The following is a 20,135-nucleotide window of genomic DNA, read 5'->3' on the forward strand; positions in this document are numbered from 1 at the left end:
CATCCTTTGCCAATTCGCCTGCCTAGGCCGCGGCCGGGCGCCACAGGCGCTCGACCCGGCGGTGATTGGCAACGACCAGTGCGATCATGGCCGCCGAGCCGGTGAGGAACAGGAACAGACCGTCCGGCCCCCAGGCCTGCATGGCAAGGCCGGCGCCGATCGGCCCCAGCGCATTGCCGATGCCGTTGACGAAAAGCAGCACGCCGGCGGTGCCGACCGCGCAGCCATTGCCGACGCGGTCGTTGGCAAGTGCTGCGCCGAGGCCATAGATCGGCGCCATGATTGCGGTCAGCAGGCCGAACAGGATCACCATCAGCGTGAAGCTGGCGTCTGAGAACAGGAACAGGCAAAGGCTGAGCAGCGTGCCCAGCACGATGGTCGCCTTGGCGACCGAGACGCGCTCGCGCGCGCGGTCGGAGATGAGGCCGATCGGGAATTGCCCGGCGATGCCGGCGATGGCGGCCACGGTCAGCATCAGCGAGAGCGCATTGGTATCTAGCCCGGTCTCGACGGCGTAGCTCGGCAGCAGGCCATGGAGGCCGCCGCCCTCCAGGCCGGAGCCGAAGCAGATGATCATGGCCACGGGCGAGACGCTGCGGAACTGGCGCAGGCTGATGGCGCCATGGCGCGGGACCGGCAGTTCGGTGCTGCGTGACATCACCACCGGAATGACGGCGACGCAGACCAATGCACCGGCGATGATGAAGCTGACCATGCCGCCGGTGCCTTCGGCCAGCACCGCCATCGGCGAGGCGCCGGCGGTCAGCCAGGAGGCGGTCATGTAGACACTGTAGAGTCGGCCGCGGTTGCTGCTGGTGGCCAGCGTGTTGAGCAGGCTCTCCGCGATCGTGTAGACGCCGGCCATGGCGAAACCGCAGACGGCCGAGAGGACGATCCAGAAGAGGAGGTCGAACAACGCGGCATGGAGGAACAGGCTGGCCCCGGCGAGGGCGGCCAGCACCGCCACCGTCTGGCGGCCACCGAGGCTGGCGATCAGGTGCCGGCAGATCTGGGTGCCAGCCAGATAACCGATGGAATAGGCTGAGGCGACCAGGCCGATCATGCCGGTCGAGACGCCGTTATCCTCGAGGCGCAGCGAGATCAGCGGCGAGACCAGGGCGAGGGCGGTCTCGAAGCCGGCGACGGCGATGAGGGCCGGGAGGAACAGGATGAGGGGCGCGCGCATGGCGGTACTCCGGAACTCGGTATCCGGGCAGCGCCCCTTTTACTCGAGGCGCCGTCCGTGAAGGCGAATAAAGGGGAGATGCGGGCAAGCCGTCGGGCTTCCCGTCTCGGAACGTCTGGAGGCTCCTGGGAAAAGGTGGCCGAGGGGCCCCGGCCGGCGCTCTAGCGTTCGATGTCGCCGCGTTCGAGTGGGCCGCTTGGCGGCAGGTCCGGCAGGCGCACGCGCAGATGCCGGCCGAGCCAGAGCCCGGCGGCAATCTCGTATATGGCGTGTGCGATGGTCATGGCCGTTACCTTGTGGAGACGCCCGCATTCTATCGTTGAAGCGTTAATAAGTCAATAATACTGGTATGATAGTCCACATTGATTGAATGATAGTTCAATGACGTGCGCTTTTGCCGCGTCGCCTTTTCAAGGGCTTGCCGGCAGTTAATTACCTGAGTAGGGGGCTTGGATTTGTGCAAGGATCCAGGCGCCAACCCGGGCAACAGGAGGAATGAATGCGGCGCTGGATCCTGGCCTATATGGCCGGCTGCATTGGTCTTGTCGGTTTCGTCTGCTTCCTCATGTGGGCCAGCAACGACTTCCAGGGCCTGCCGATCAGCTGGCAGGGCATGCTGGCCATCATCCTCGGCTCGGCCCTGACCGCTGCCCTCAGTATCGGCCTGATGGCCGCCGTCTTCTGGAGCAATCGCGGCGGCCATGACGAGATCGCCTACCGCACGCGCCGGCAGGACGAAACTCGGTAAGGCGCCATCCGCGCGCCTCGCCGTGACGAAGCGGCACTCGGCTAAAACCAATAAATCATAATGTGTTAGACGCTGCACGCGGCAAATCCAGGCCGCGATCGACGGCCAAAACTCCATTATGTTTCTATTTTGTTCTCTACATTCGCCGCAATTTGTAGTACGTTAAAAGAGTACAATGCGGGAGTGAAACTCCATGGCCGTGTCGCCGCGTCCCCGAACTTTCACCGAGAGACCGAGTTCCGTCCTGCCACCGCGGGTGCCGGCAAATGAAAATGGCGGCACCCTCAATCCCCTGGGCTCCATGCAAGACGGTGTCTTCCGCTTTGCATCGCTGGAAGCCGAAGAGCAATGGGTTCGCGCGGCATACCAGGCCGGTGTCAATGCCGAGACTTGGCAGTTGGGCGATGAGATCGATGACGAGACGGCTGGCTTGATCCTTGCCGGCCTCGGTGGTCCGGCGCCAGCAATCTATCGCGGGCCGGATGAAAAATATCGCACGATCAACCAGCGAACCATCGAGACGGCCGCTGTGCGTGAACACCGCAACAAACATCTCGCTGGCAAATCCATCGACCAGATCGCAGCGGCGGGAAAATTGCCCGGCGAGGATGAAAGGGTCGAGCAGTGGCGGGCGGCGCGGGTGGCGAACGCAAATCAGACATCGTCCAACCCAAAGGGTGCAGGTGCCTCACTGCCGAACCACTCTGCATTTGAGCCACAGGAAGAACGGCCGGGCTTGGCTAAACGATTCGAGGCCGCGGCACGCAGGGCGATCGTTGACGAGACCGTTTTCGGCAATGTCTATCAGCAGTTCGCCTCCGGGCATGCGGTCTCTCCAGATGTTCTGGCAACGCGCCCGTCCGATCGATTCCTGCAGTTGGGATCGCACGGCATACTCGAATGGCACCGCATGTTTGAACCACTGGGGATTGCCGGCGGCAAGCGACGGATCGATTTTCTGAGCCCGCAGGAACGCAGGCAATGGGAAACCATGTGGGAGGCGATGCCGGCAGAACAGCAGGCGGCCTATCGCGGCATGTGGGAGGAAAAGCAGAAGAGTTATCGCCCCTGGCGCGAAAAGTTCGAGCGTGAAACGAGTCTGCCACCGCCGGAAACCATCGGCGAAGTCGCCATTGATATTGCAGGCTCGATTGCCGGCTCCATGGCTTCGCCGGAGAGCTGGATTGGGATCTTGCCGAGAACCCCGGCGCAGGCTGCGCGCGCGGCGGTCAAGGGTTCCGCAGAAGCATTGGCAACCAGTGGCGGCGGGCTGGCCGCAAGCCATGGCACAAAAAGTCAATTCGGAGCAGGTCTGGTTTCCAGCCAGGCAAAACGCAAGGAAGCCCTGAACAAGTTACTGCCCAATGAAACGACGCCAAGGTTAACGGAAAGAGACACTTACCATCTGACCGGCGATGATCGTGGTTTTGCCTTTGTGCTGGAAACACCGCGCGGGAAGCCAGAGTCAATCGCATGGGAAGAAGGAGTGCGTGGCCGTCTAAAAGACATCGAAACTCATAAGACGCTGTCGCCTTCCTTGCTGTATCGCAATTCAAACGAAAACGGCCTGCATGTAGTGAAATTCGATGGTTATGAGCCGTCTGATGATGAGTTGTTGGTTTTTGTCATCGATGCAAAGAGAAGATATCCCTTCTACTTTAACGAGGGGGCGCGCACGGATACCGCGCTGACGGTTGCTCGATGGGTGGAAGCTCTGAAGCAGAACCCCGACTATGGCATTGTAATCGAGTTCCCCGGTGCCGTGGAAATGTTACTTGCGCAGTTGGCTCTGAAAGAACTTCGCGTAAAAAATCGCATCTATGCGAGAGTGAGGCCTTATGAGTGGTAGGATTTCACGTTTTGCCAATGTTCGAAGATTGAACTGCTACCGTCGCCCAGATTCACGGGAGAGCATTTCTATTCGTCACGAGGAACTATCAAGCCGTATGGAGCAGGTTGGCGCACCGCTTGGCTGGTCGAGTGCTGTTGTTCCGCCGGCGCCGAAATTCGGTAAGGAGATCTATGCTAGCTTCAACGTCAGGTATCAGAACAAGCGAGTAAAGTGTACTGGTGGCTACGCATATCGCAGCGCTGCATACCTAAGTGATGATTGTGCGGCGCATGATGACCGTCTGTTTTTTCGGTTCGACGTTCGAGATTCAGCTATAAACTATCAACAGTTGCTCCGAAAAAATGCGCCAGAGGTGATCGAGGCATTTGGAGCATATAGGGCCGACCTTTGTTTCTTTCTGTACGAGGTATTCTTTGAGCAAAAAAATGCAGGAGTGTTGCAGCGTCTTCGTAGCGACGCATCCATAGATATTGATGGTCGGAACAACATATTTACCCTTCAAGCCGTCAACTACTGGGACGGCGAACTCTGCCAGCGCGCCCTTGGCTATGGTCGCGACGAAGTGATCCGTCGCCTGACGGGCAAGGTGCCGCGGGTCGAGCCGCTGATGGATGGGGTCTATGTCGTGTTCAGCGACAACCCGGACCTCACTTTCGAGGAATACTGCGCCTATAACGATGCGTTAAAACCGGTGCTCGGCCTGGTCTGATCCTGATTATTTTACGGTCGTAAAATAACACTTCCATCAGGCGCCTGCCGGCGCTATAGCTGGCCTTTCGGGTCGGCCTCTGCTGCCCGGCCCGTCCATTTTTTTTGCCTGCCCGAGAGGAATGTCATGCCGTTCGATTTCCAGCCCAGTGACGAGCAGCGCATGCTGGTCGAGACCACGCGCGCCTTCATCGAGAAGGAGCTCTATCCGCTGGAGCGGCAGATCGACAAGCTGGGCCACGTGCCGCCCGAGATCGGCAAGGAGCTGAAGGAAAAGGCGAAGGCGGTCGGCCTCTACGCCGCCAACATGCCGGAGGAAGTGGGCGGCGGTGGGCTCGACGTGATGTCGCAGATGCTGTTCGAGCGCGAGCTCGGCAAGGTCAACTGGGCGCTGCAGAAATTCGTCGGCCGCCCGTCCTATATCCTGATGGCCTGCAAGGGCGAGCAGATCGAGAAATACCTGCTGCCCACCGTGCGCGGCGACAAGTCGGAGGTCTTCGCGCTCACCGAGCCCGGCGCCGGCTCGGACGCCATGTCGATCACCACCCGGGCCGAGCAGGATGGCGACGACTACATCCTCAACGGCGGCAAGCATTTCATCACCGGCGTCGGCGAGCCGGATTTCGCCATCGTCTTCACCGTCACGGGCATGGACGAAACCAAGCGCGGGCCCAGGAAGCGAATCACCGCCTTCCTGGTCGATCGCGGCACGCCGGGCTTCACCATCCGCCGCGGGCCCCGCTGCGTCTCCTACCGCGCCTATGACAATTGGGAACTGTTCTTCGACAACGTGCGGCTCAACAAGCGGCAGATCCTGGGCGAGGAGGGCAAGGGCTTTGCCGTCGCCAGCGAATGGCTGCTGGGTGGGCGCGTCTTCATCGCCGCCAATTGCTGCGGCAAGGCCGAGCGCGCGATGGAACTGGCACTCGACTGGGCGGCGACCCGCAAGCAATTCGGCCAGACCATCGGCAAGTTCCAGGGCGTCTCCTTCAAGCTTGCCGACATGAAGACCGAGATCGCGGCCGCCGACGCGCTCACCGCCTATGTCTGCTGGAAGCTGCAGAACGGCACAATGACCGACGGCGATGCCGGCATGGCCAAGCTGTTCGCGACCGAGATGCTGGGCCGCGTCACCGACCAGGCGATCCAGATTTTCGGCGGCATGGGGCTGATGGAGGAGCTGCCGCTGGAGATGATGTGGCGCGACGCCCGCGTCGAGCGCATCTGGGAAGGCACGTCGGAGATCCAGCGCCACATCATTTCGCGCGAGATGCTGCGCGCCAAGGAACAGTAAAGCCCGAAGAACCGGGCCGCTACGGCACGAGGGCCGCGCGCAGCGCCTTCAGGGCATAGTGCAGCCCGTCATCGCGCACGCGCGGAATGATGGCGCCGAGATGGCTGTCGACATCCCTGGGTGCCGCCGCCGGCGTCTCGGGAAAATGCATGCCGAGGCGCCAGCCGATGAAGTCGAGCAGCGGCTTGCGTTCCGGCGGCAGGCCGGCTTCCAGCGGCGCCAACGCCAGGGCCAGTTCCTCGGGGCCGAGATCGCCGGCATAGGCCGGATCCATCTCGCCTGCATAGCAGACCGGCGAGGCGCCGCTGCCGCCGAGGGCCAGCGCCGAGGAGCGCTCGGTCAGGATGCGGTCCATGGCGATGTCATGGGGCTGCGGCCGGATGCTGGGCAGCTGGAACATGGCATAACCGAGACCGATGACATCCGCTGGCTCCCTCATGGCGGCCAGCGTGCGGTCGAAGAAACCGCCGCCATAGCCGAGGCGATAGAGTTCGCCGTCGAAGCCCACCAGCGGTGCCAGGATCGTGCGCGGCAGGATCTCGATATCGGTCGCCGGAATGGGAATGTCCCAGATGCCGCGCGTCATGGCACAGCCCGGCTCCCAGGGGCGGAAGGTCAGCGGTTCGCCGAGCCGACTGCCAACCGGCAGGGCCAGTTCGATGCCCTCGCCGGCGAGCACGCGCATCAGCGGGCGCAGATCCGGCTCGCCCCGGAAGGGCCAGTAGAAGCTGATCGGCGCCGCCGCTTCCTTCAGCAGCGGGTGCAGCCGTTCCATCAGGGCCGCCGTCATGCCCTGGCGCAGGGTCGGCGGCAGGGCGACACGTGCGCTGATGATCATCTGCCGCGCCTGCTTGCGCCACGACTTGACCTGATCCCAGGAGGTCATGCCGGCCGCACCATCTGCTGGACGCGCCTCAGTGCATCGACGGCGTCGGTGACCATGTCATGGAGGATGGCGGAGGCTGGCCGGATGGTTCGTTCCATGCCGACACCCTGGCCGGCATAAAGCGCCATCTGCTCGAAATCACCGCTCATCGATTGCAGGGGTGAATCCGTGCTGAACTTCATGATCGGCCGCCCTTCCTCCTCGCCGATGGCGATGCGCGGCATCTCATCGGGATGATGGCCCCAGAGCTTGTCGCCGGCCCCCTCGACCACGCTGTTGCGCAACACGCGGACCGGTGCATGGGGCGGCCAGTTGATGCAGAACAGGTCGGTCAGCACGGTATCCTCGGGCTGCGCCGCGATCAGGCGCTGCTTGTGATAGTCGTGGGCGAAGGATTCGGTCGCGCCCAGAAAGGCGGTGCCGCAATGCACGCCATCGGCACCCATCGCCAGCGCGGCGGCGAGGCCCCTGCCATTCGCGATGCCACCCGATGCCGCCATCGGAATGTCGATGGCATCGAGCACGCGGGGCAGCAGGCTGGCCAGCGGCAGTTTCGCCTTCACATGGCCGCCGGCCTCGATGCCCTGCACGATGACGATATCCGCGCCGGCCCTGGCCGCCAGGCGCGCATCATCGACCGACCCCACCTGGTAGAGGACCATGGCGCCGGCCTTCTTGGTGCGTTCGATCAGCGCCGGATAGACCTCCCAGAAATAGCACATCGCCGGAACGCGCGCGTTGAAACAGACGGCGAGCTCGTCCTCCAGCAATTGCGGCGCGGTCGAGAACGGGATGAGGTTGACACCGAAAGGTCGTTCGGTCGCCGCGCGCAGGGCTGCGATCTCGCGCTCGATCAGGGCCGGCGGCTCGCGCACCATGCCGAGGAGGCCGAAGCCGCCGGCCGCTGAAATCGCCGCCGCAAGCGCCGCGCGCGCCGGGCCACCCATGCCGGCGGAGATGACCGGGTGGCGGCATTCCAGCGCCGCGGTCAGTCTGGTGACGAGCTGCTGCTCGGGCATCGGCGTCTCCCCCGCAAGTCTCAGCGTCACAGCCTAGCGCCCATCGACGCCGTCTGGCCTGCGTTTTGCGCAAGGCACCGATGCATCACTTCTTCCAGATCGGCTTGCCGCTGCCGGGCAGGCCGAGCTCCGCCCAGCGCGCGCTCACGCGTTCGACCACGTCATCGGACATGGCGATCTTCTCGCCCCATTCGCGATGCGTCTCGGGCGGCAGCTTGTTGGTGGCGTCGAGGCCGATCTTGCCGCCGAGCCCGCTCTCCGGCGAGGCGAAGTCGAGGTAATCGATCGGCGTGCGCTCGACCAGGGTGAGGTCGCGCACCGGGTCCATGCGTGTCGAGATCGCCCACATGACGTCCTTCCAGTCGCGGGCATTGATGTCGTCATCCACCACGATGACAAATTTCGTATACATGAACTGTCGCAGAAACGACCAGACGCCGAACATCACGCGCTTGGCGTGGCCGGGATAGGCCTTCTTCATCGAGACGACGGCGATACGATAGGAACAGCCTTCCGGCGGCAGCCAGAAATCGACGATCTCCGGAAACTGCTGGGTGAGGAGCGGGATGAAGACCTCGTTGAGCGCCTCGCCGAGGACCGAGGGCTCGTCCGGCGGACGGCCGGTGAAGGTCGAGAGATAGATCGGGTCCTTGCGCATGGTGACGGCACTCACCGTGAAGACCGGGAAGGGCTCGACCGAGTTGTAATAGCCGGTATGGTCGCCATAGGGCCCCTCGTCGCGGTAGTCCTCCAGCGAGACATGGCCCTCCAGCACGATCTCGGCCTGAGCCGGGACCTGCAGCGGCACGGTCTTGCAATCGACCAGTTCGACTTTCTTGCCCCGCAGCATGCCGGCGAAGTGATATTCCGACATCGTGTCGGGAACTGGTGTCACGGCGGCAAGGATGGTGCCGGGATCGGCGCCGATGACGACGGCGGCCGGCAGCGGGTCGCGCTTCTCCTTGCCCCAGCGGGCGTGATGCTGCGCGCCGCCGCGATGCTTCAGCCAGCGCATCAGGGTCTGGTTCCGGTTCAGCACCTGCATGCGATAGATGCCGAGGTTGAAGTCGTCCGATTTGCCCTTGCCCGGCCCCCGGGTGACGACCAGTGGCCAGGTGATGAGCGGCGCCGGCTCGCCCGGCCAGCAGCCCTGCACCGGCAATTGCGAAAGATCGATCTCATCGCCGGTGAGCACGACATCCTGCACCGGGCCGTAGCCCGACAGCTTCGGCTTCATGGCGAGCGCCGTCTTGAGGAGGGGCAGCATCTCCCAGGCCTCCCTGAAGCCGCCGGGCGGTTCCGGCTGTTTCAGGAAGGCCAGCATCTCGCCCAATGCCCGGAGCTGATGCGGCTCGCGATCCATGCCCCAGGCGACGCGCTCCACCGTGCCGAACAGATTGACCAGGACGGACATCGCGTAGCGCTTGCCCGTTGCCCGCGAGACCGGATTCTCGAAGATCACCGCCGGGCCGCCCTCGGCCAGCAGGCGGGTCTGGATCTCGGTCATCTCCAGATGCGGGTCGACCGGCGCCGCGACGCGCTTCAGCCGGCCACAGCTCTCAAGTTTCTGGATGAAATCACGCAGGGATTCATAGGGCATGGGGCAATCTCTCGATGATTGCCGGCAATCTAGCGGGATTTGCCCGACTGGGCTAGGATTCCGAGCATGAGACAATAACGCAGACGAGAGGTGCCATGCTTCGATTGATCCTCGCAGTCTTCGCAGTTTCCTGGCTTTCGCTGCAGGGTGCCATGGCCGAACCGCGCCTTGCCCTCGTGATCGGCAATTCGAATTACGGCCAGGAGATGGGACGCCTTGCCAATCCCGCCAATGACGCCGAACTGATGGCGGCGACGCTGCAGAAGCTGGGCTTCGAGGTGACCAGGCTGGTCGATGCCGACCAGAAGCAGATGAAGCGCGCCATTGCCGATTTCGGTTCCGCCTTGCTGGCGGCGGGGCCGGATGCGGCCGGGCTCTTCTTCTATGCCGGGCACGGCATCCAGATCGCCGGCGAGAACTATCTCATCCCCCTGAAGGCCGAGATCGAGAAGGAGGCCGATGCCGAGATCGAGGCGGTTTCGGCCAATTGGGTGCTGACGCAGATGGAATTCGCCGGCAACCGCATCAACATCGTTATCCTGGACGCCTGCCGCAACAACCCGATGGCCCGCTCGATGCGCTCGGCCTCGCGCGGCCTGGCCCGCATGGATGCGCCCAAGGGCAGCTTCATCGCCTATTCGACCGCACCCGGCGAAGTGGCGGCCGATGGCGACGGCAGGAACTCGCCCTATACCGCAGCGCTCGCCAAATCCATGTTGCAGCCGGGCATCGCCATCGAGGAGACGTTCCGCAACACGCGCGTCTCGGTCCTGCAGGCGACGGGCGAGAAACAGGTGCCGTGGGAATCCTCGTCATTGACCGGCGCCTTCTTCTTCCAGGCCGGTTCTGCGCCGGCCGCGGCTGCGGCCCCGGCCCCGGCACAACCGGCGGCGCAGGTTGCAGCCGTGGAGCCATCCGCCACCACAAAATCCCTACCGGCGGGCGTCGCGGCGGGTGCCGTCATCAAGGATTGTCCCACCTGTCCGGAACTGGCCGCGCTGGCGCCCGGTCGCTATCGCATGGGGGCGCTCGATGGCGAGCGCGGTTCCAGCGATGCCGAACGCCCGCAGGCGAATATCGATGTGGGCGCCTTCGCCATCGGCAAATACGAGGTGACGCGCGGTGAGTTCGCGGCCTTTGTCGCGGCCACCGGGCACAGGGCCAGCCGAAGCTGCTGGTCCGAACGCAACGGCAGTTACGATTTCATCGACGGCAGGAATTGGGAAGAGCCGGGCTTCAGCCAGGGCGACCGGGACCCCGTCGTCTGTGTCACCGCCGAGGATGCCGAGGCTTACGTTGCATGGCTGACGGAAGCGACGGGCAAACGATATCGCCTGCCCTCGGAGGCGGAATGGGAATACGCCGCGCGGGCCGGAGCCACCGGACCCTATCACTGGGGCAGCGACATCGACGATATCTGCACTTTCGGCAACATCACAGACGCTGCCGCGATCCGCAAGTTTTCCGGCTGGAGTGGTGTCGGCTGCGACGACGGCAAGGTCTATACGGCACCGGTCGGCAGCTACCAGCCCAATGCCAACGGCCTCCATGACGTGCTGGGCAATGTCAAGGAATGGGTGGCCGATTGCTGGAACGATGATCTCGGCGGTATCGGCCCGACGGCCAAGGCGCGGCGCTCGGGCAAATGCAGCATGCGCGTGGTGCGCGGCAGTGCCTGGGATTCGCCTTCGCAGATCGCGCGCCTTGCCTATCGCGAGGGCAACAACGCGCCGACCGCCTATTTCAACTACGGTTTCCGCGTGGCGCGCGATTTCTGAAGATCAGGGCGCCACGACAAGGCAATCGGCGCCGCCGGCCTTGATCCGGGCGCAGGCGTCTGCTGCGTCCTGTTTCGTGGCGAAGGGGCCGACCTGGAGGCGATGATAGATACCCTGTGCGCCCAGATCGGCTTCCTGGACATGGAGTGCGAGGCCGTCGAGCGGCGCGCCGATCCGCTTCCTGAGCCGCATCCATTCGCCCTCGACCTCGCCCGGGTTGCGCACCGAGGCCAACTGGACGCGATAGCTGGCGGCCAGGGACGGCGCTTCAGCTTCGGTCGTAGGGGTGGCCGTCGGTGCCAGCGGCTCTGGGGCTGTCTGTTCCGGTACTGTCGTCTCCGGCGCTGCCGGTGCCGGCTGGTAGGTCGTGGCCGCGGTATCGGCATCAGCCAGGGCACTCTCGCGCTGCGCGGGCGTCAGGCGCTGCGACACCACGGTGAGGTTGGTCTCGGCCAGGGTCAGCGCGCGGCCCGGTGCCAGGCCGTGTGTCGCCAGGGTCAGCCACTGAAAGGCCGCCGCATCGTCCTGGGCGAGGCCCTCGCCCTTGGCATAGAGCACGCCCAGCCGCGCCTGTGCCTCCGGCTCGCCGGCTTCTGCCGATTTCTGCAGCAGGGCGATGCCTTCCGGCACCGATCCGCCATGGCCGGCGAGGTAAAGCTCGGCCAGTTTCCAGCCGGCATAACTGTCGCCGGCCGCGGCCATCGGCGTGAGCTCGGCGATGGCGGCGTCGTAATCCCTGGCGGCGATCATCGCCTCGGCGACGGCGATATCGGCCATGGCCGCAGGCTGGCACAGGGCAAGGCCAACGCCGAAGACAAGCGTACCGAGAAGGGTTTGGACGGGCTGCATGGGGTGGCTCGCGGCTGAGATGCTGGAATCTCAGTATCCTAGCCGGCGCCATCGAGTCGGGTCGACGGGCTGGCTCACACGATTTGGGGCGGACCGTTGCGGCATTTCTCGGCCAGTTGGAGCGGCATTCCGCCGCTGGACGATGGCAAGGCCGCGTGCCAGACTTTTTGCAGTCCAGACAGCGAGGCCGCCATGCCGGAACCGGTCAGATTCATGCTGAAGCACGCCCTCTTCGGCTATGCCGCGGCGCTGGTCTTCGTGACATTGTTCCTGGTACTCGATCTGGGCGGCCTTGCCAGCCTGATGCGATCTTCCGAGTTCGGCCTTCTCGCCATGGCCCTGCTGTTCTTCTTTACCGGCCTCACCTTCGCCAGCCTGCAGATGGGCATTGCGGTCATGAGCCTGCGGCCCCGGCGCGAGGGGGAAGATTCAGGCGGTGACGCCGGCGGTGCCAATGCGCTGGCAAGTGCGCTGCCGGTCCGCATCCATAGCCGCCACCGCCGGTGACATCGCCTCAGGCGGCGAAGCCGCTCCTGCCGCCACGACCGCCGCGCTGGTCCTCGTCGAAAAGGGCGGCCAATTGTTCCAGTACGGTTCCGCCCAGCTGTTCCGCATCCACCAGGGTGACGGCGCGCCGGTAATAGCGCGTCACGTCATGGCCGATGCCGATCGCCACCAGCTCGACCGGCGAGCGCGTCTCGATCCAGTCGATCACGTCGCGCAGATGATGCTCGAGGTAGTTGCCGGGATTGACCGAGAGGGTTGAATCGTCGACCGGCGCGCCGTCCGAGATCACCATCAGGATCTTGCGCTGTTCGGGCCGCACCACCAGGCGGTTATGCGCCCAGAGCAAGGCCTCGCCGTCGATGTTCTCCTTGAGGATGCCCTCGCGCAGCATCAGGCCCAGGTTCTTGCGCGCCCGGCGCCACGGCGCATCCGCTGCCTTGTAGACGATGTGGCGAAGGTCGTTGAGGCGGCCGGGATTGCCGGGCTTGCCGGCGGCGATCCAACTTTCGCGCGACTGGCCGCCCTTCCACATGCGCGTGGTGAAGCCGAGGATCTCGACCTTGACGCCGCAGCGCTCCAGCGTGCGCGCGAGGATGTCGCCGGTCATGGCGGCGACCGTGATCGGCCGGCCGCGCATCGAGCCCGAATTGTCGATCAGCAATGACACGACCGTGTCGCGGAACTCGGTATCGCTCTCCTGCTTGTAGGAGAGCGGCGTTTCCGGATTGACCACGACGCGTGGCAAACGCGCCGCGTCGAGGATGCCTTCCTCGAGGTCGAAATGCCATGAGCGGTTCTGCTTGGCGAGCAGGCGCCGCTGCAAACGATTGGCAAGCTTCGCCACCACGGTCTGCAGGGCGGTCAGCTGCTGGTCCAGCAACTGGCGCAGGCGGGCAAGTTCCTCAGGGTCGCAGAGTTCGGCGGCATCCACCACCTCGTCGAACTGCGTGGTGAAGGGCTTGTAGGGCGCCTCGTTGCGGCGGCTGAAATCCGGCTCGTTGCGTCGCTTCGGACTGCCGGGCTTCTCGTCGCCAGCCTCGGCATCCATCTCCATATCGGTGTCTTCGGAATCGACGTCCTCGGCTTCCGCGGCAGCACTTTCCGCAGCCTCCGATTCCAGTTCCATCTGGCTGTCGGATTGCTGCTGGTCCTTGCCCTTGGTTTCCTGCTTGTCGTCCGGGTTCTGCTGGTCCTGGTCGTCCTCGTTCTCAGGCTGTTCCTCATCCGGCTCGAACTCGTCATCGGCCGCTTCGAGTTCCATGTCGGCCAAGAGGCGCCGCGTCGCTTTGGCATAGGCCGCCTGGTTGGTAAGCGACTGCGTCAGCTGCTCGATATCCTCGCGCACCTTCTGCGGCAGGTCGCCCCGCCACAGATCGACCATGCCCCTGGCGAGATCCGGCACCGCCTGGCCGGTCAGGCTTTCGCGGGCGAGGAGACGCAGTACGTCGGGCAGCGAGCCTTCCTGCTGGCTGACGACGCGGACGAACCCTTTCTGCCGGCAATGCTCGTCGAGGGCGGCGTTGAGGTTCTGCCGCACGCCGTCCATGCGTTTGGCGCCGATCGCCTCGACCCGCGCGGTTTCGAGAGCTTGAAAGATGTCTCTCGCCAATTGGCTCTTTGGCGCTTCGCGGGCGTGGATCTTCGGGTTGTGGTGGCGCAGCTTGAGGGCAATGGCATCCGCCTCGCCGCGCGCCAGCGCCACATCGGCCGCCGGCAGGTTGCGCGCGGGCAGGGGCAGGCGCGCCTCGTTGCCGCTGAGGCCGCCCATGCCAGGGTTATGACCCTGATTGGGTGCGAAGCTCACCTGCAGTTCGGGATTGCGCGCAATCGCGCGCATGGTCGCCCCGGTGACGCGGCGAAACTCCTCGACCGGATTCTTCGGACCCGACGACATGCCGTCCTGCCGTTATGCCCGGATCTGCGCCTGCACGGCGTCCTTCAGATCCTGGCCGAAGCAGCGCTGGTAGTACTCGGCCACCACCGGGCGCTCCAGTTCGTCGCATTTGTTGAGGAAGGAGACGCGGAAGGCAAAGCCGACATCACCGAAGATGCGGGCATTCTCGGCCCAGGTGATGACGGTCCGCGGGCTCATCACGGTCGAGATGTCGCCGTTGATGAAGCCGGAACGGGTCAGCTCGGCGCAGGCCACCATGGCGTTCAGGGTCTTGCGGCCCTGCTCGTTGTCATAGGTCGGCGATTTCGCCAGCGCGATATTCACTTCGTCGTCATGCGGCAGGTAGTTGAGGGTCGCCACGATGTTCCAGCGGTCCATCTGCCCCTGGTTGATCTGCTGCGTGCCGTGATAGAGGCCGCTGGTATCGCCGAGGCCGACCGTGTTGGCGGTGGCGAACAGGCGGAAGGCGGGATGCGGGCGGATGACCTTGTTCTGGTCGAGCAGCGTCAGCTTGCCCTCGACCTCAAGCACGCGCTGGATCACGAACATCACGTCGGGGCGGCCGGCATCGTATTCGTCGAAGACCAGTGCCGTCGGGTGCTGCAGCGCCCAGGGCAGCAGGCCCTCGCGGTATTCCGTCACCTGCTTGCCGTCCTTGAGGACGATGGCGTCCTTGCCGATGAGGTCGATGCGGCTGATGTGGGAATCGAGGTTGATGCGGATGCAGGGCCAGTTGAGGCGGGCCGCCACCTGCTCGATATGGGTCGATTTGCCGGTGCCGTGATAGCCCTGGATCATGACGCGGCGGTTGAAGGCGAAACCGGCCAGGATCGCCATCGTCGTGTCATGGTCGAAACGGTAATTCTCGTCCAGATCGGGCACGTGCTCGGTGCGCTGGCTGAAGGCCGGCACCTGCAGGTCGGTATCGAGGCCGAACAGCTGGCGCACCGAAATGGTGATGTCGGGCAGGGCGCTGGGGTCGGCGGGGGCGAGATTCTGGGTCACCATGATCGGACTCGTTCGGCTCGTTAAGGTCTTCAAAGGGCGCCTTTTTAGGGCAATTCGCGCGGGGTGGCTAGGTCAATCCCTGCAAGGCAGCCCTGCTTGGACGAGGGATTTGCCCGATGTTACGCGGCCCGGGCGGGGTCGGTTCAGGCGATGGCCGCCCGCTTCAGCGTGCTGTAGGCCTGATTGACCACCTTCAGCCGCTCTTCCGCCTCCCGGTCGCCGCCATTGGCATCGGGATGCAGCTGTTTCACCAGCGTCTTGTAGCGCAACTTGATCGTGTCCCAATCCACCGGTGCGGTGAGGTCGAGGACAGCCAGCGCCTTGTCTTCCGCCGACAATTTGCGCCGCGCCCGGGCCTCGGCATCGCGTTCGGCCTTGCGCTTGGCCTGGCCCATGCGCGCCTCGACATGGGCCTTCACCTCGTCGGGGAAAAGATCAAAGCGTGTGCCGTTGGCAAATTTGTACTGCCGGCCGCTGGCGCTGCGCTGGCCGAGCTTCCAGGTCGGCCGGTCGCCCACTACGGATGAGCGGACGGATTTCTCGATCTCCTCCGGCCCCATGCCGGCATAATAGTCCCACGAGCCGTTATAGGCGCGCACATGGTCGAGGCAGAACCAGTAGTAATCGTTCAATTTTTCCCGCGACTTAGGGGCGCGATAGAGGCCTTCTGAGGCGCATTCGGGATGGTCGCAGCCCCGCGCCACCGGCGGTGGGTCGGGGTCATAATGCCGTCGCCGGCGAACGCGAATGGTCTGTTCTTTCGACATAAAGATAAGTATGAGGGGGGCGACCTCATCCTGCAAGGGTGCAGCCTGTCACCCGGCTGGTCTGTCGCAGGTCAAGCCTTTCGTTTGATTGTCGAATTCGGAACGGAACCGATCTCATGGACAAGTGCCCCTGTGGCTCCGGCAAGGACCTCGCGCAATGCTGCGGCCCGCTGATTGCGGGCGCCGCCGCCCCCACCGCCGAGGCGCTGATGCGCTCGCGCTACACCGCCTTCACCCAGGGCAATCTCGATTACATCGACAGTACCCATGCCAGCGATATGGCCGAACCGTTCGACCGCGGGGAAGGCCAGAGCATGGTGGATGATTTCAAGTGGCGCGGGCTGGAGATCGTGCGGGTGAAGGATGGCGGCCCCGCCGACCAGACCGGCGAGGTCGAATTCACGGCCAAGTTCCGCCACAACGGCCAGATCGGCCTCCATCACGAGCGCGCCACCTTCAAGCGCGAAGAGGGGCGCTGGGTCTATGTCGATGGCGAACTCAACCCGAAGCCGCAGACCGTGGTGCGCGACAGCAAGGTCGGCCGCAATGACCCATGCCCCTGCGGTTCCGGCAAGAAATACAAGAAATGCCACGGCGCGTGAGGGCCGCATCATGAGGGTGACAGCATGGGTCAGGTAGCCGAGGGCATGACGGCGAAACTGGTGGCGGCCTTCGCGCCGGAGCATCTCGCCGTCATCGACGAGACCAACCAGCATCACGGCCATGCCGGCTGGAAGGAAAGCGGCGAGACCCATTTCAAGGTCGAGATCACCGCGGCCGCCTTCGCCGGCAAGGGCCGCGTCGAGCGCCAGCGCATGGTCTACCAAATCCTCGCCGCCGACCTCGCCGGCCCGGTCCACGCCCTCGCCCTTGTGGTCAAGGCCCCGGGCGAGGCCTAGATTTCCCGATTTCCGGTATAAAACTCCGGCCAGTGCTCGCGCACCACATCGCCGTCGCTGGCCAGGGCGTGGCAGGTGTCGAGGAATCCGGGGCGCTTGCCGGGGGTGGTCGTGGTCGGGCCCGCTGACGTGGCGCCACCCATCTCGCGTTTCCGCTTTTCCTTCCAGCCGAACAGGGTCTGGAAGGCGACCGTGCCCATGGCCCGCAGCATCTCGATATGGTGGGTGCAACCGTGGGCCCCGCCGAACGTCGCGATCAGGTTCTTCGACCAGCCCTTGCTGACGCTCATGCCCTTGACCGCGTCGAAGGCGGGCGTGATCGCGGGGCAGATCGAATAGGGCGCCGCCGCCGTCACCACCGCGATGTCGTGGACCACGAAATCGAGATCGATGGTCAGGCGGATGATCATGTCGTGAAGCGGCTCACCCGGCTCGACCATGCCGCGGAACTCGTTGGGGAAGGCATAGTCCTTGGTATCGACCATGCGCCCTTCGATGTCGAAGAGGCCGTCGGCGCGGTGGAAGCCGCGGAAATGATAGGTCCTGGTATGCAGTGCCTCGCGCTCGACCGGCGGCGGCAGGTCGGTTAGCGGGGCAGTGCCGGCCTTTGCGGTCATGGCTTCGGCCCGCTGGCCGCTGGGTCGACCGGCTTCGCCTGGGTCTTGCCGAGCACGATCTTGCCGACCTTGGCGACCTGATCGAAGGGCGGCGTCACCTTGATCCGCTTCAACTGGTTGCGCTGGCGCTCGAGGATCTCGAAGCGGAAGCCGTGGAAGGAGAAGACCTGACCTTCCGAGGGGATCTGCTGCGCCTCGTGCAGCACCAGGCCGGCAATGGTCGAGGCCTGCTCGTCCGGCAGGCGCCAGCCATATTCGCGGTTGAGGTCGCGCAGGGTCACCGTGCCTTCCATGGTGAAGCTGCCGTCGGCCTGGGGCTGCACGCCCTCGACCTTGACGTCGTGCTCGTCGGCGATGTCGCCGACGATCTCTTCGAGAATATCCTCCAGCGTGACGATGCCCATGAGCGCGCCATATTCGTCGACCACGATGGCGAAATGCTCGCGCCGCTTGCGGAAGGCGTCCATCTGGGTGAGGAGATCGGTCTGGTCGGGGATGAACCAGGGCTTGGTCGCCAGCGTCTCGATGTCGAGCCCGTCCAGCTTCCATTGATTGGCCTGGATCGCCCGCAGCAGTGCCTTGGCGTGCAGCACGCCGATGATGTTGTCCGGCTCGCCGCGATAGAGCGGAATGCGGGTGTGCGGACTCTGCAATGCCTCCGAGACGATCTCCTCGATCGGCTGGTCGGCGTCCAGCATGGTCATGTTGCGCCGATGCACCATGATGTCGGAGACCGGCACGTCCTCGAGATCGAGGATCGAATGCAGCATTTGCCCCGCGTCGCGGGTTTCCGCATCGGCATCGGTGTGGAGCGCGATGGCGCCGCGCAACTCTTCCATGCGTTCTTCGGCACCCGGCTCGTTGATCACCTTGACGCCCAGCAGGCGCAGCAACCCGCTGCAGATCATCTGGGTGAAATGGGTCACCGGATAGCTGATCCGCACCAGCGCCTCGATGATCGGTGCCAGGGTGAGGGCGGAGCGATCGGCGTTGTTGATGGCGAAGGTCTTGGGCAGTACCTCGCCGACGACGAAGATCACGGCGGTGGCGGCAATGCCGGCATAGATGGCTCCGATTTCGCCGAAATAGCGGCCGAAGATCTGCGCCGAGACGATGGCGATGAAGCTGTTCACGCAGGCATTGCCCAGCAGGATCGTGCTGATGACATGTTCCATCCGGGCGCGCAGGCGGTTGACCACGATGGCGCGGCGATAGCCCTGGGTCTCGAGCTGCGCCATGCGCCCCTTGGACGCAGCGGTCAGCGCGGTCTCGGAGCTGGAGAAGAAGCCGGAGCCGATGATGAGCAGGAGCAGCAGGATGGCATTCAGTAGCATCGAGTCCATGATGGTTCCCTGTGCGGACGGATTCCCCGGATCAAGCGGCGCCGTCGATAGCTGCCGGTTCAGGCCGCAATGGCGGCGTTGAGGCTGGCGGTGAGCGCGCCGATATCGACCTGGGCCGGATGGAAGCAGCGGCCGATGCCGCGCGCCAGCACGAAGCCGATGCGGCCGTCCTTCACCTTCTTGTCGCGCCCCATATGCTCGATCAGCCGTTCGGCCGTCCAGACCCGACCCTGCAGTGCCAGCGGCGAGGTCGGCAGGCCGACACTGGCCAGATGCCGCTGCACGCGGGCGGAATCCTCCAGCGGACACAGGCCGAGCGAGGCGGAAAGGTCGAAGGCCATGACCATACCGATGGCGACGCCTTCGCCATGCAGCAATTCGTCACTGAAGCCGCATTCGGCCTCCAGCGCGTGGCCGAAGGTATGGCCGAGATTGAGCAGCGCCCGGGCGCCGCTCTCGCGTTCGTCGGTGCCGACGATGCGCGCCTTGGCGCGGCAGGAGACGCTGATGGCATGGCGCCGCGCGGTTTCGTCGCCCTCGATCACGTCAAGGCCGTTGGTCTCCAGCCAGGTGAAGAAGTCCGGTTCGTCGATCAGGCCGTATTTGACGATCTCGGCATAGCCGGCCAGCAGCTCGCGTCGCCCCAGGGTGTCGAGCGTGCCGGTATCGGCCAGCACCAGGCGCGGCTGGTAGAAGGCGCCGACCAGGTTCTTGCCATGGGGCATGTTGATGCCGGTCTTGCCGCCGACCGAGGAATCGACCTGGGCCAACAGGGTGGTGGGCATCTGGATGAAGTTGATGCCGCGCAGCACGATCGCGGCGGCAAAGCCGGTCAGGTCGCCGATGACGCCGCCGCCAAGGGCGACGAGCGTGCTCGACCGCTCGACCTTGAGCTCAAGCAGCAGGCCGCACAGACGCTCCAGTTCGGCAAAGCTCTTGGTTGCCTCGCCGGCCGGCAGGATGATGCTGTCGACCGCAATGCCGCCGGCCTTCAGCGCCTGCTCAAGCGGTTCCAGATGCAGCCGGGCGACATGGGCATCCGTCACGATGACGACGTGGCGCTTGCCGAGCAGCGGCCCGATATGCTCGGCCGCGGTATTGATCAGGTTGCGGCCCACCAGGATATCGTAGGAGCGCTGACCGAGATCGACGGTGATGTGGTCGGTGGCGGCCATGGCGG

20 protein-coding genes are annotated in these 20,135 nt (G+C 64.5%); 8 read left to right on the forward strand and 12 right to left on the reverse strand.

The annotated features are described in order from the left end of the window. Positions 1–22 precede the first annotated feature (22 nt). Entirely contained in the window at positions 23–1,186 is a 1,164-nt protein-coding gene (locus tag A8950_RS05280; RefSeq protein ID WP_133612533.1) for an MFS transporter, read from the reverse strand. Between the two features lie 161 nt (positions 1,187–1,347). Continuing rightward, positions 1,348–1,470 (reverse strand): hypothetical protein, encoded by a 123-nt coding sequence (locus tag A8950_RS19940; protein WP_279513022.1) that lies wholly within the window; start codon positions 1,468–1,470, stop codon positions 1,348–1,350. A gap of 215 nt (positions 1,471–1,685) precedes the next feature. On the opposite strand from A8950_RS19940, the gene A8950_RS05285 reads away from it, so the two are divergent. The 4 genes from A8950_RS05285 (at position 1,686) to A8950_RS05300 (ending at position 5,788) form a co-directional block, all read left to right on the forward strand. Then, positions 1,686–1,934 (forward strand): hypothetical protein, encoded by a 249-nt coding sequence (locus tag A8950_RS05285; RefSeq protein ID WP_133612534.1) that lies wholly within the window; start codon positions 1,686–1,688, stop codon positions 1,932–1,934. A gap of 193 nt (positions 1,935–2,127) precedes the next feature. Further along, positions 2,128–3,783: a hypothetical protein gene (locus A8950_RS05290; RefSeq protein ID WP_133612535.1), complete on the forward strand. Its 1,656-nt coding sequence runs from the start codon at positions 2,128–2,130 to the stop codon at positions 3,781–3,783. Between the two features lie 97 nt (positions 3,784–3,880). Then, positions 3,881–4,495, forward strand: a complete 615-nt coding sequence (locus A8950_RS05295; RefSeq protein WP_133612536.1) for a hypothetical protein — start codon at positions 3,881–3,883, stop codon at positions 4,493–4,495. Between the two features lie 126 nt (positions 4,496–4,621). Beyond that, positions 4,622–5,788 (forward strand): acyl-CoA dehydrogenase family protein, encoded by a 1,167-nt coding sequence (locus tag A8950_RS05300; RefSeq protein WP_133612537.1) that lies wholly within the window; start codon positions 4,622–4,624, stop codon positions 5,786–5,788. Positions 5,789–5,807: 19 nt separating this feature from the next. On the opposite strand, the gene A8950_RS05305 is transcribed toward A8950_RS05300, so the two are convergent. The 3 genes from A8950_RS05305 to A8950_RS05315 all read right to left on the reverse strand — a co-directional run bounded on the left by A8950_RS05305 (position 5,808) and on the right by A8950_RS05315 (position 9,293). After that, on the reverse strand, positions 5,808–6,674 hold the full coding sequence (locus tag A8950_RS05305) for a 5-formyltetrahydrofolate cyclo-ligase (RefSeq protein WP_133612538.1): 867 nt from the start codon (positions 6,672–6,674) through the stop codon (positions 5,808–5,810). Further along, positions 6,671–7,693 (reverse strand): NAD(P)H-dependent flavin oxidoreductase, encoded by a 1,023-nt coding sequence (locus A8950_RS05310; RefSeq protein ID WP_133612539.1) that lies wholly within the window; start codon positions 7,691–7,693, stop codon positions 6,671–6,673. Before A8950_RS05310 ends, A8950_RS05305 begins: the two co-directional genes overlap by 4 nt. 85 nt (positions 7,694–7,778) lie before the next feature. Further along, a complete protein-coding gene (locus A8950_RS05315) occupies positions 7,779–9,293 on the reverse strand; it encodes a UbiD family decarboxylase (protein ID WP_133612540.1) in 1,515 nt (504 codons plus the stop codon). A gap of 95 nt (positions 9,294–9,388) precedes the next feature. Here A8950_RS05315 and A8950_RS05320 point away from each other — a divergent pair, with 95 nt between their 5' ends. Then, the gene (locus tag A8950_RS05320) at positions 9,389–11,071 is read left to right on the forward strand and encodes an SUMF1/EgtB/PvdO family nonheme iron enzyme (protein WP_133612541.1); all 1,683 of its coding nucleotides are present in this window, start codon (positions 9,389–9,391) and stop codon (positions 11,069–11,071) included. A 3-nt stretch (positions 11,072–11,074) separates the two neighbouring features. Here A8950_RS05320 and A8950_RS05325 read toward each other — a convergent pair whose 3' ends face one another. Continuing rightward, positions 11,075–11,920, reverse strand: a complete 846-nt coding sequence (locus tag A8950_RS05325; protein WP_133612542.1) for an SPOR domain-containing protein — start codon at positions 11,918–11,920, stop codon at positions 11,075–11,077. Between the two features lie 192 nt (positions 11,921–12,112). Here A8950_RS05325 and A8950_RS05330 point away from each other — a divergent pair, with 192 nt between their 5' ends. Then, a complete protein-coding gene (locus A8950_RS05330) occupies positions 12,113–12,427 on the forward strand; it encodes a hypothetical protein (protein ID WP_133612543.1) in 315 nt (104 codons plus the stop codon). Between the two features lie 7 nt (positions 12,428–12,434). On the opposite strand, the gene cobT is transcribed toward A8950_RS05330, so the two are convergent. From cobT to A8950_RS05345, 3 genes are all read right to left on the reverse strand, one after another. Beyond that, positions 12,435–14,321, reverse strand: a complete 1,887-nt coding sequence (gene cobT / locus A8950_RS05335) for a cobaltochelatase subunit CobT (protein WP_133612544.1) — start codon at positions 14,319–14,321, stop codon at positions 12,435–12,437. Between the two features lie 12 nt (positions 14,322–14,333). Next, complete coding sequence (cobS, locus tag A8950_RS05340; RefSeq protein WP_133612545.1) at positions 14,334–15,329, reverse strand: cobaltochelatase subunit CobS; 996 nt, start codon at positions 15,327–15,329, stop codon at positions 14,334–14,336. 143 nt (positions 15,330–15,472) lie between these two features. Next, on the reverse strand, positions 15,473–15,961 hold the full coding sequence (locus A8950_RS05345) for a J domain-containing protein (RefSeq protein ID WP_243735532.1): 489 nt from the start codon (positions 15,959–15,961) through the stop codon (positions 15,473–15,475). A 251-nt stretch (positions 15,962–16,212) separates the two neighbouring features. Between A8950_RS05345 and A8950_RS05350 the strand changes: the two genes are divergently transcribed. Together A8950_RS05350 and A8950_RS05355 are read left to right on the forward strand one after the other, a co-directional pair. Beyond that, the gene (locus tag A8950_RS05350; protein ID WP_133612547.1) at positions 16,213–16,698 is read left to right on the forward strand and encodes a YchJ family protein; all 486 of its coding nucleotides are present in this window, start codon (positions 16,213–16,215) and stop codon (positions 16,696–16,698) included. A 24-nt stretch (positions 16,699–16,722) separates the two neighbouring features. Then, complete coding sequence (locus A8950_RS05355; protein ID WP_133612548.1) at positions 16,723–16,995, forward strand: BolA family protein; 273 nt, start codon at positions 16,723–16,725, stop codon at positions 16,993–16,995. On the opposite strand, the gene A8950_RS05360 is transcribed toward A8950_RS05355, so the two are convergent. From A8950_RS05360 to aroB, 3 genes are read right to left on the reverse strand one after another with little or no spacing between them, the layout of a single operon-like run. Continuing rightward, positions 16,992–17,612 (reverse strand): DUF2889 domain-containing protein, encoded by a 621-nt coding sequence (locus tag A8950_RS05360; RefSeq protein ID WP_133612549.1) that lies wholly within the window; start codon positions 17,610–17,612, stop codon positions 16,992–16,994. The genes A8950_RS05355 and A8950_RS05360 overlap by 4 nt on opposite strands. Continuing rightward, positions 17,609–18,955 carry an HlyC/CorC family transporter gene (locus tag A8950_RS05365; protein ID WP_133612550.1) on the reverse strand — a complete coding sequence of 449 codons (1,347 nt, stop codon included), beginning with the start codon at positions 18,953–18,955 and terminating at the stop codon, positions 17,609–17,611. The genes A8950_RS05360 and A8950_RS05365 overlap by 4 nt, the downstream gene beginning before the upstream one ends. A 59-nt stretch (positions 18,956–19,014) precedes the next feature. Continuing rightward, a complete protein-coding gene (aroB, locus tag A8950_RS05370) occupies positions 19,015–20,130 on the reverse strand; it encodes a 3-dehydroquinate synthase (RefSeq protein WP_133612706.1) in 1,116 nt (371 codons plus the stop codon). Positions 20,131–20,135: the final 5 nt, after the last annotated feature.

It is taken from the genome of Dongia mobilis, from assembly GCF_004363235.1.
GTDB classification, from domain to species: Bacteria; Pseudomonadota; Alphaproteobacteria; order Dongiales; family Dongiaceae; genus Dongia; species Dongia mobilis.

Bases quoted from the DNA above. Each gene is read 5' to 3' on its own strand.
- cobT (WP_133612544.1), bottom strand. From the start codon at position 14,321: ATGTCGTCGGGTCCGAAGAATCCGGTCGAGGAGTTTCGCCGCGTCACC.
- cobS (WP_133612545.1), bottom strand. From the start codon at position 15,329: ATGGTGACCCAGAATCTCGCCCCCGCCGACCCCAGCGCCCTGCCCGAC.
- A8950_RS05290 (WP_133612535.1), top strand. From the start codon at position 2,128: ATGGCCGTGTCGCCGCGTCCCCGAACTTTCACCGAGAGACCGAGTTCC.
- A8950_RS05325 (WP_133612542.1), bottom strand. From the start codon at position 11,920: ATGCAGCCCGTCCAAACCCTTCTCGGTACGCTTGTCTTCGGCGTTGGC.
- A8950_RS05285 (WP_133612534.1), top strand. From the start codon at position 1,686: ATGCGGCGCTGGATCCTGGCCTATATGGCCGGCTGCATTGGTCTTGTC.
- A8950_RS05355 (WP_133612548.1), top strand. From the start codon at position 16,723: ATGGGTCAGGTAGCCGAGGGCATGACGGCGAAACTGGTGGCGGCCTTC.
- aroB (WP_133612706.1), bottom strand. From the start codon at position 20,130: ATGGCCGCCACCGACCACATCACCGTCGATCTCGGTCAGCGCTCCTAC.
- A8950_RS05330 (WP_133612543.1), top strand. From the start codon at position 12,113: ATGCCGGAACCGGTCAGATTCATGCTGAAGCACGCCCTCTTCGGCTAT.
- A8950_RS05360 (WP_133612549.1), bottom strand. From the start codon at position 17,612: ATGACCGCAAAGGCCGGCACTGCCCCGCTAACCGACCTGCCGCCGCCG.
- A8950_RS05295 (WP_133612536.1), top strand. From the start codon at position 3,881: ATGGAGCAGGTTGGCGCACCGCTTGGCTGGTCGAGTGCTGTTGTTCCG.
- A8950_RS05365 (WP_133612550.1), bottom strand. From the start codon at position 18,955: ATGGACTCGATGCTACTGAATGCCATCCTGCTGCTCCTGCTCATCATC.
- A8950_RS05315 (WP_133612540.1), bottom strand. From the start codon at position 9,293: ATGCCCTATGAATCCCTGCGTGATTTCATCCAGAAACTTGAGAGCTGT.
- A8950_RS05305 (WP_133612538.1), bottom strand. From the start codon at position 6,674: ATGACCTCCTGGGATCAGGTCAAGTCGTGGCGCAAGCAGGCGCGGCAG.
- A8950_RS19940 (WP_279513022.1), bottom strand. From the start codon at position 1,470: ATGACCATCGCACACGCCATATACGAGATTGCCGCCGGGCTCTGGCTC.
- A8950_RS05350 (WP_133612547.1), top strand. From the start codon at position 16,213: ATGGACAAGTGCCCCTGTGGCTCCGGCAAGGACCTCGCGCAATGCTGC.
- A8950_RS05280 (WP_133612533.1), bottom strand. From the start codon at position 1,186: ATGCGCGCGCCCCTCATCCTGTTCCTCCCGGCCCTCATCGCCGTCGCC.
- A8950_RS05310 (WP_133612539.1), bottom strand. From the start codon at position 7,693: ATGCCCGAGCAGCAGCTCGTCACCAGACTGACCGCGGCGCTGGAATGC.
- A8950_RS05300 (WP_133612537.1), top strand. From the start codon at position 4,622: ATGCCGTTCGATTTCCAGCCCAGTGACGAGCAGCGCATGCTGGTCGAG.
- A8950_RS05320 (WP_133612541.1), top strand. From the start codon at position 9,389: ATGCTTCGATTGATCCTCGCAGTCTTCGCAGTTTCCTGGCTTTCGCTG.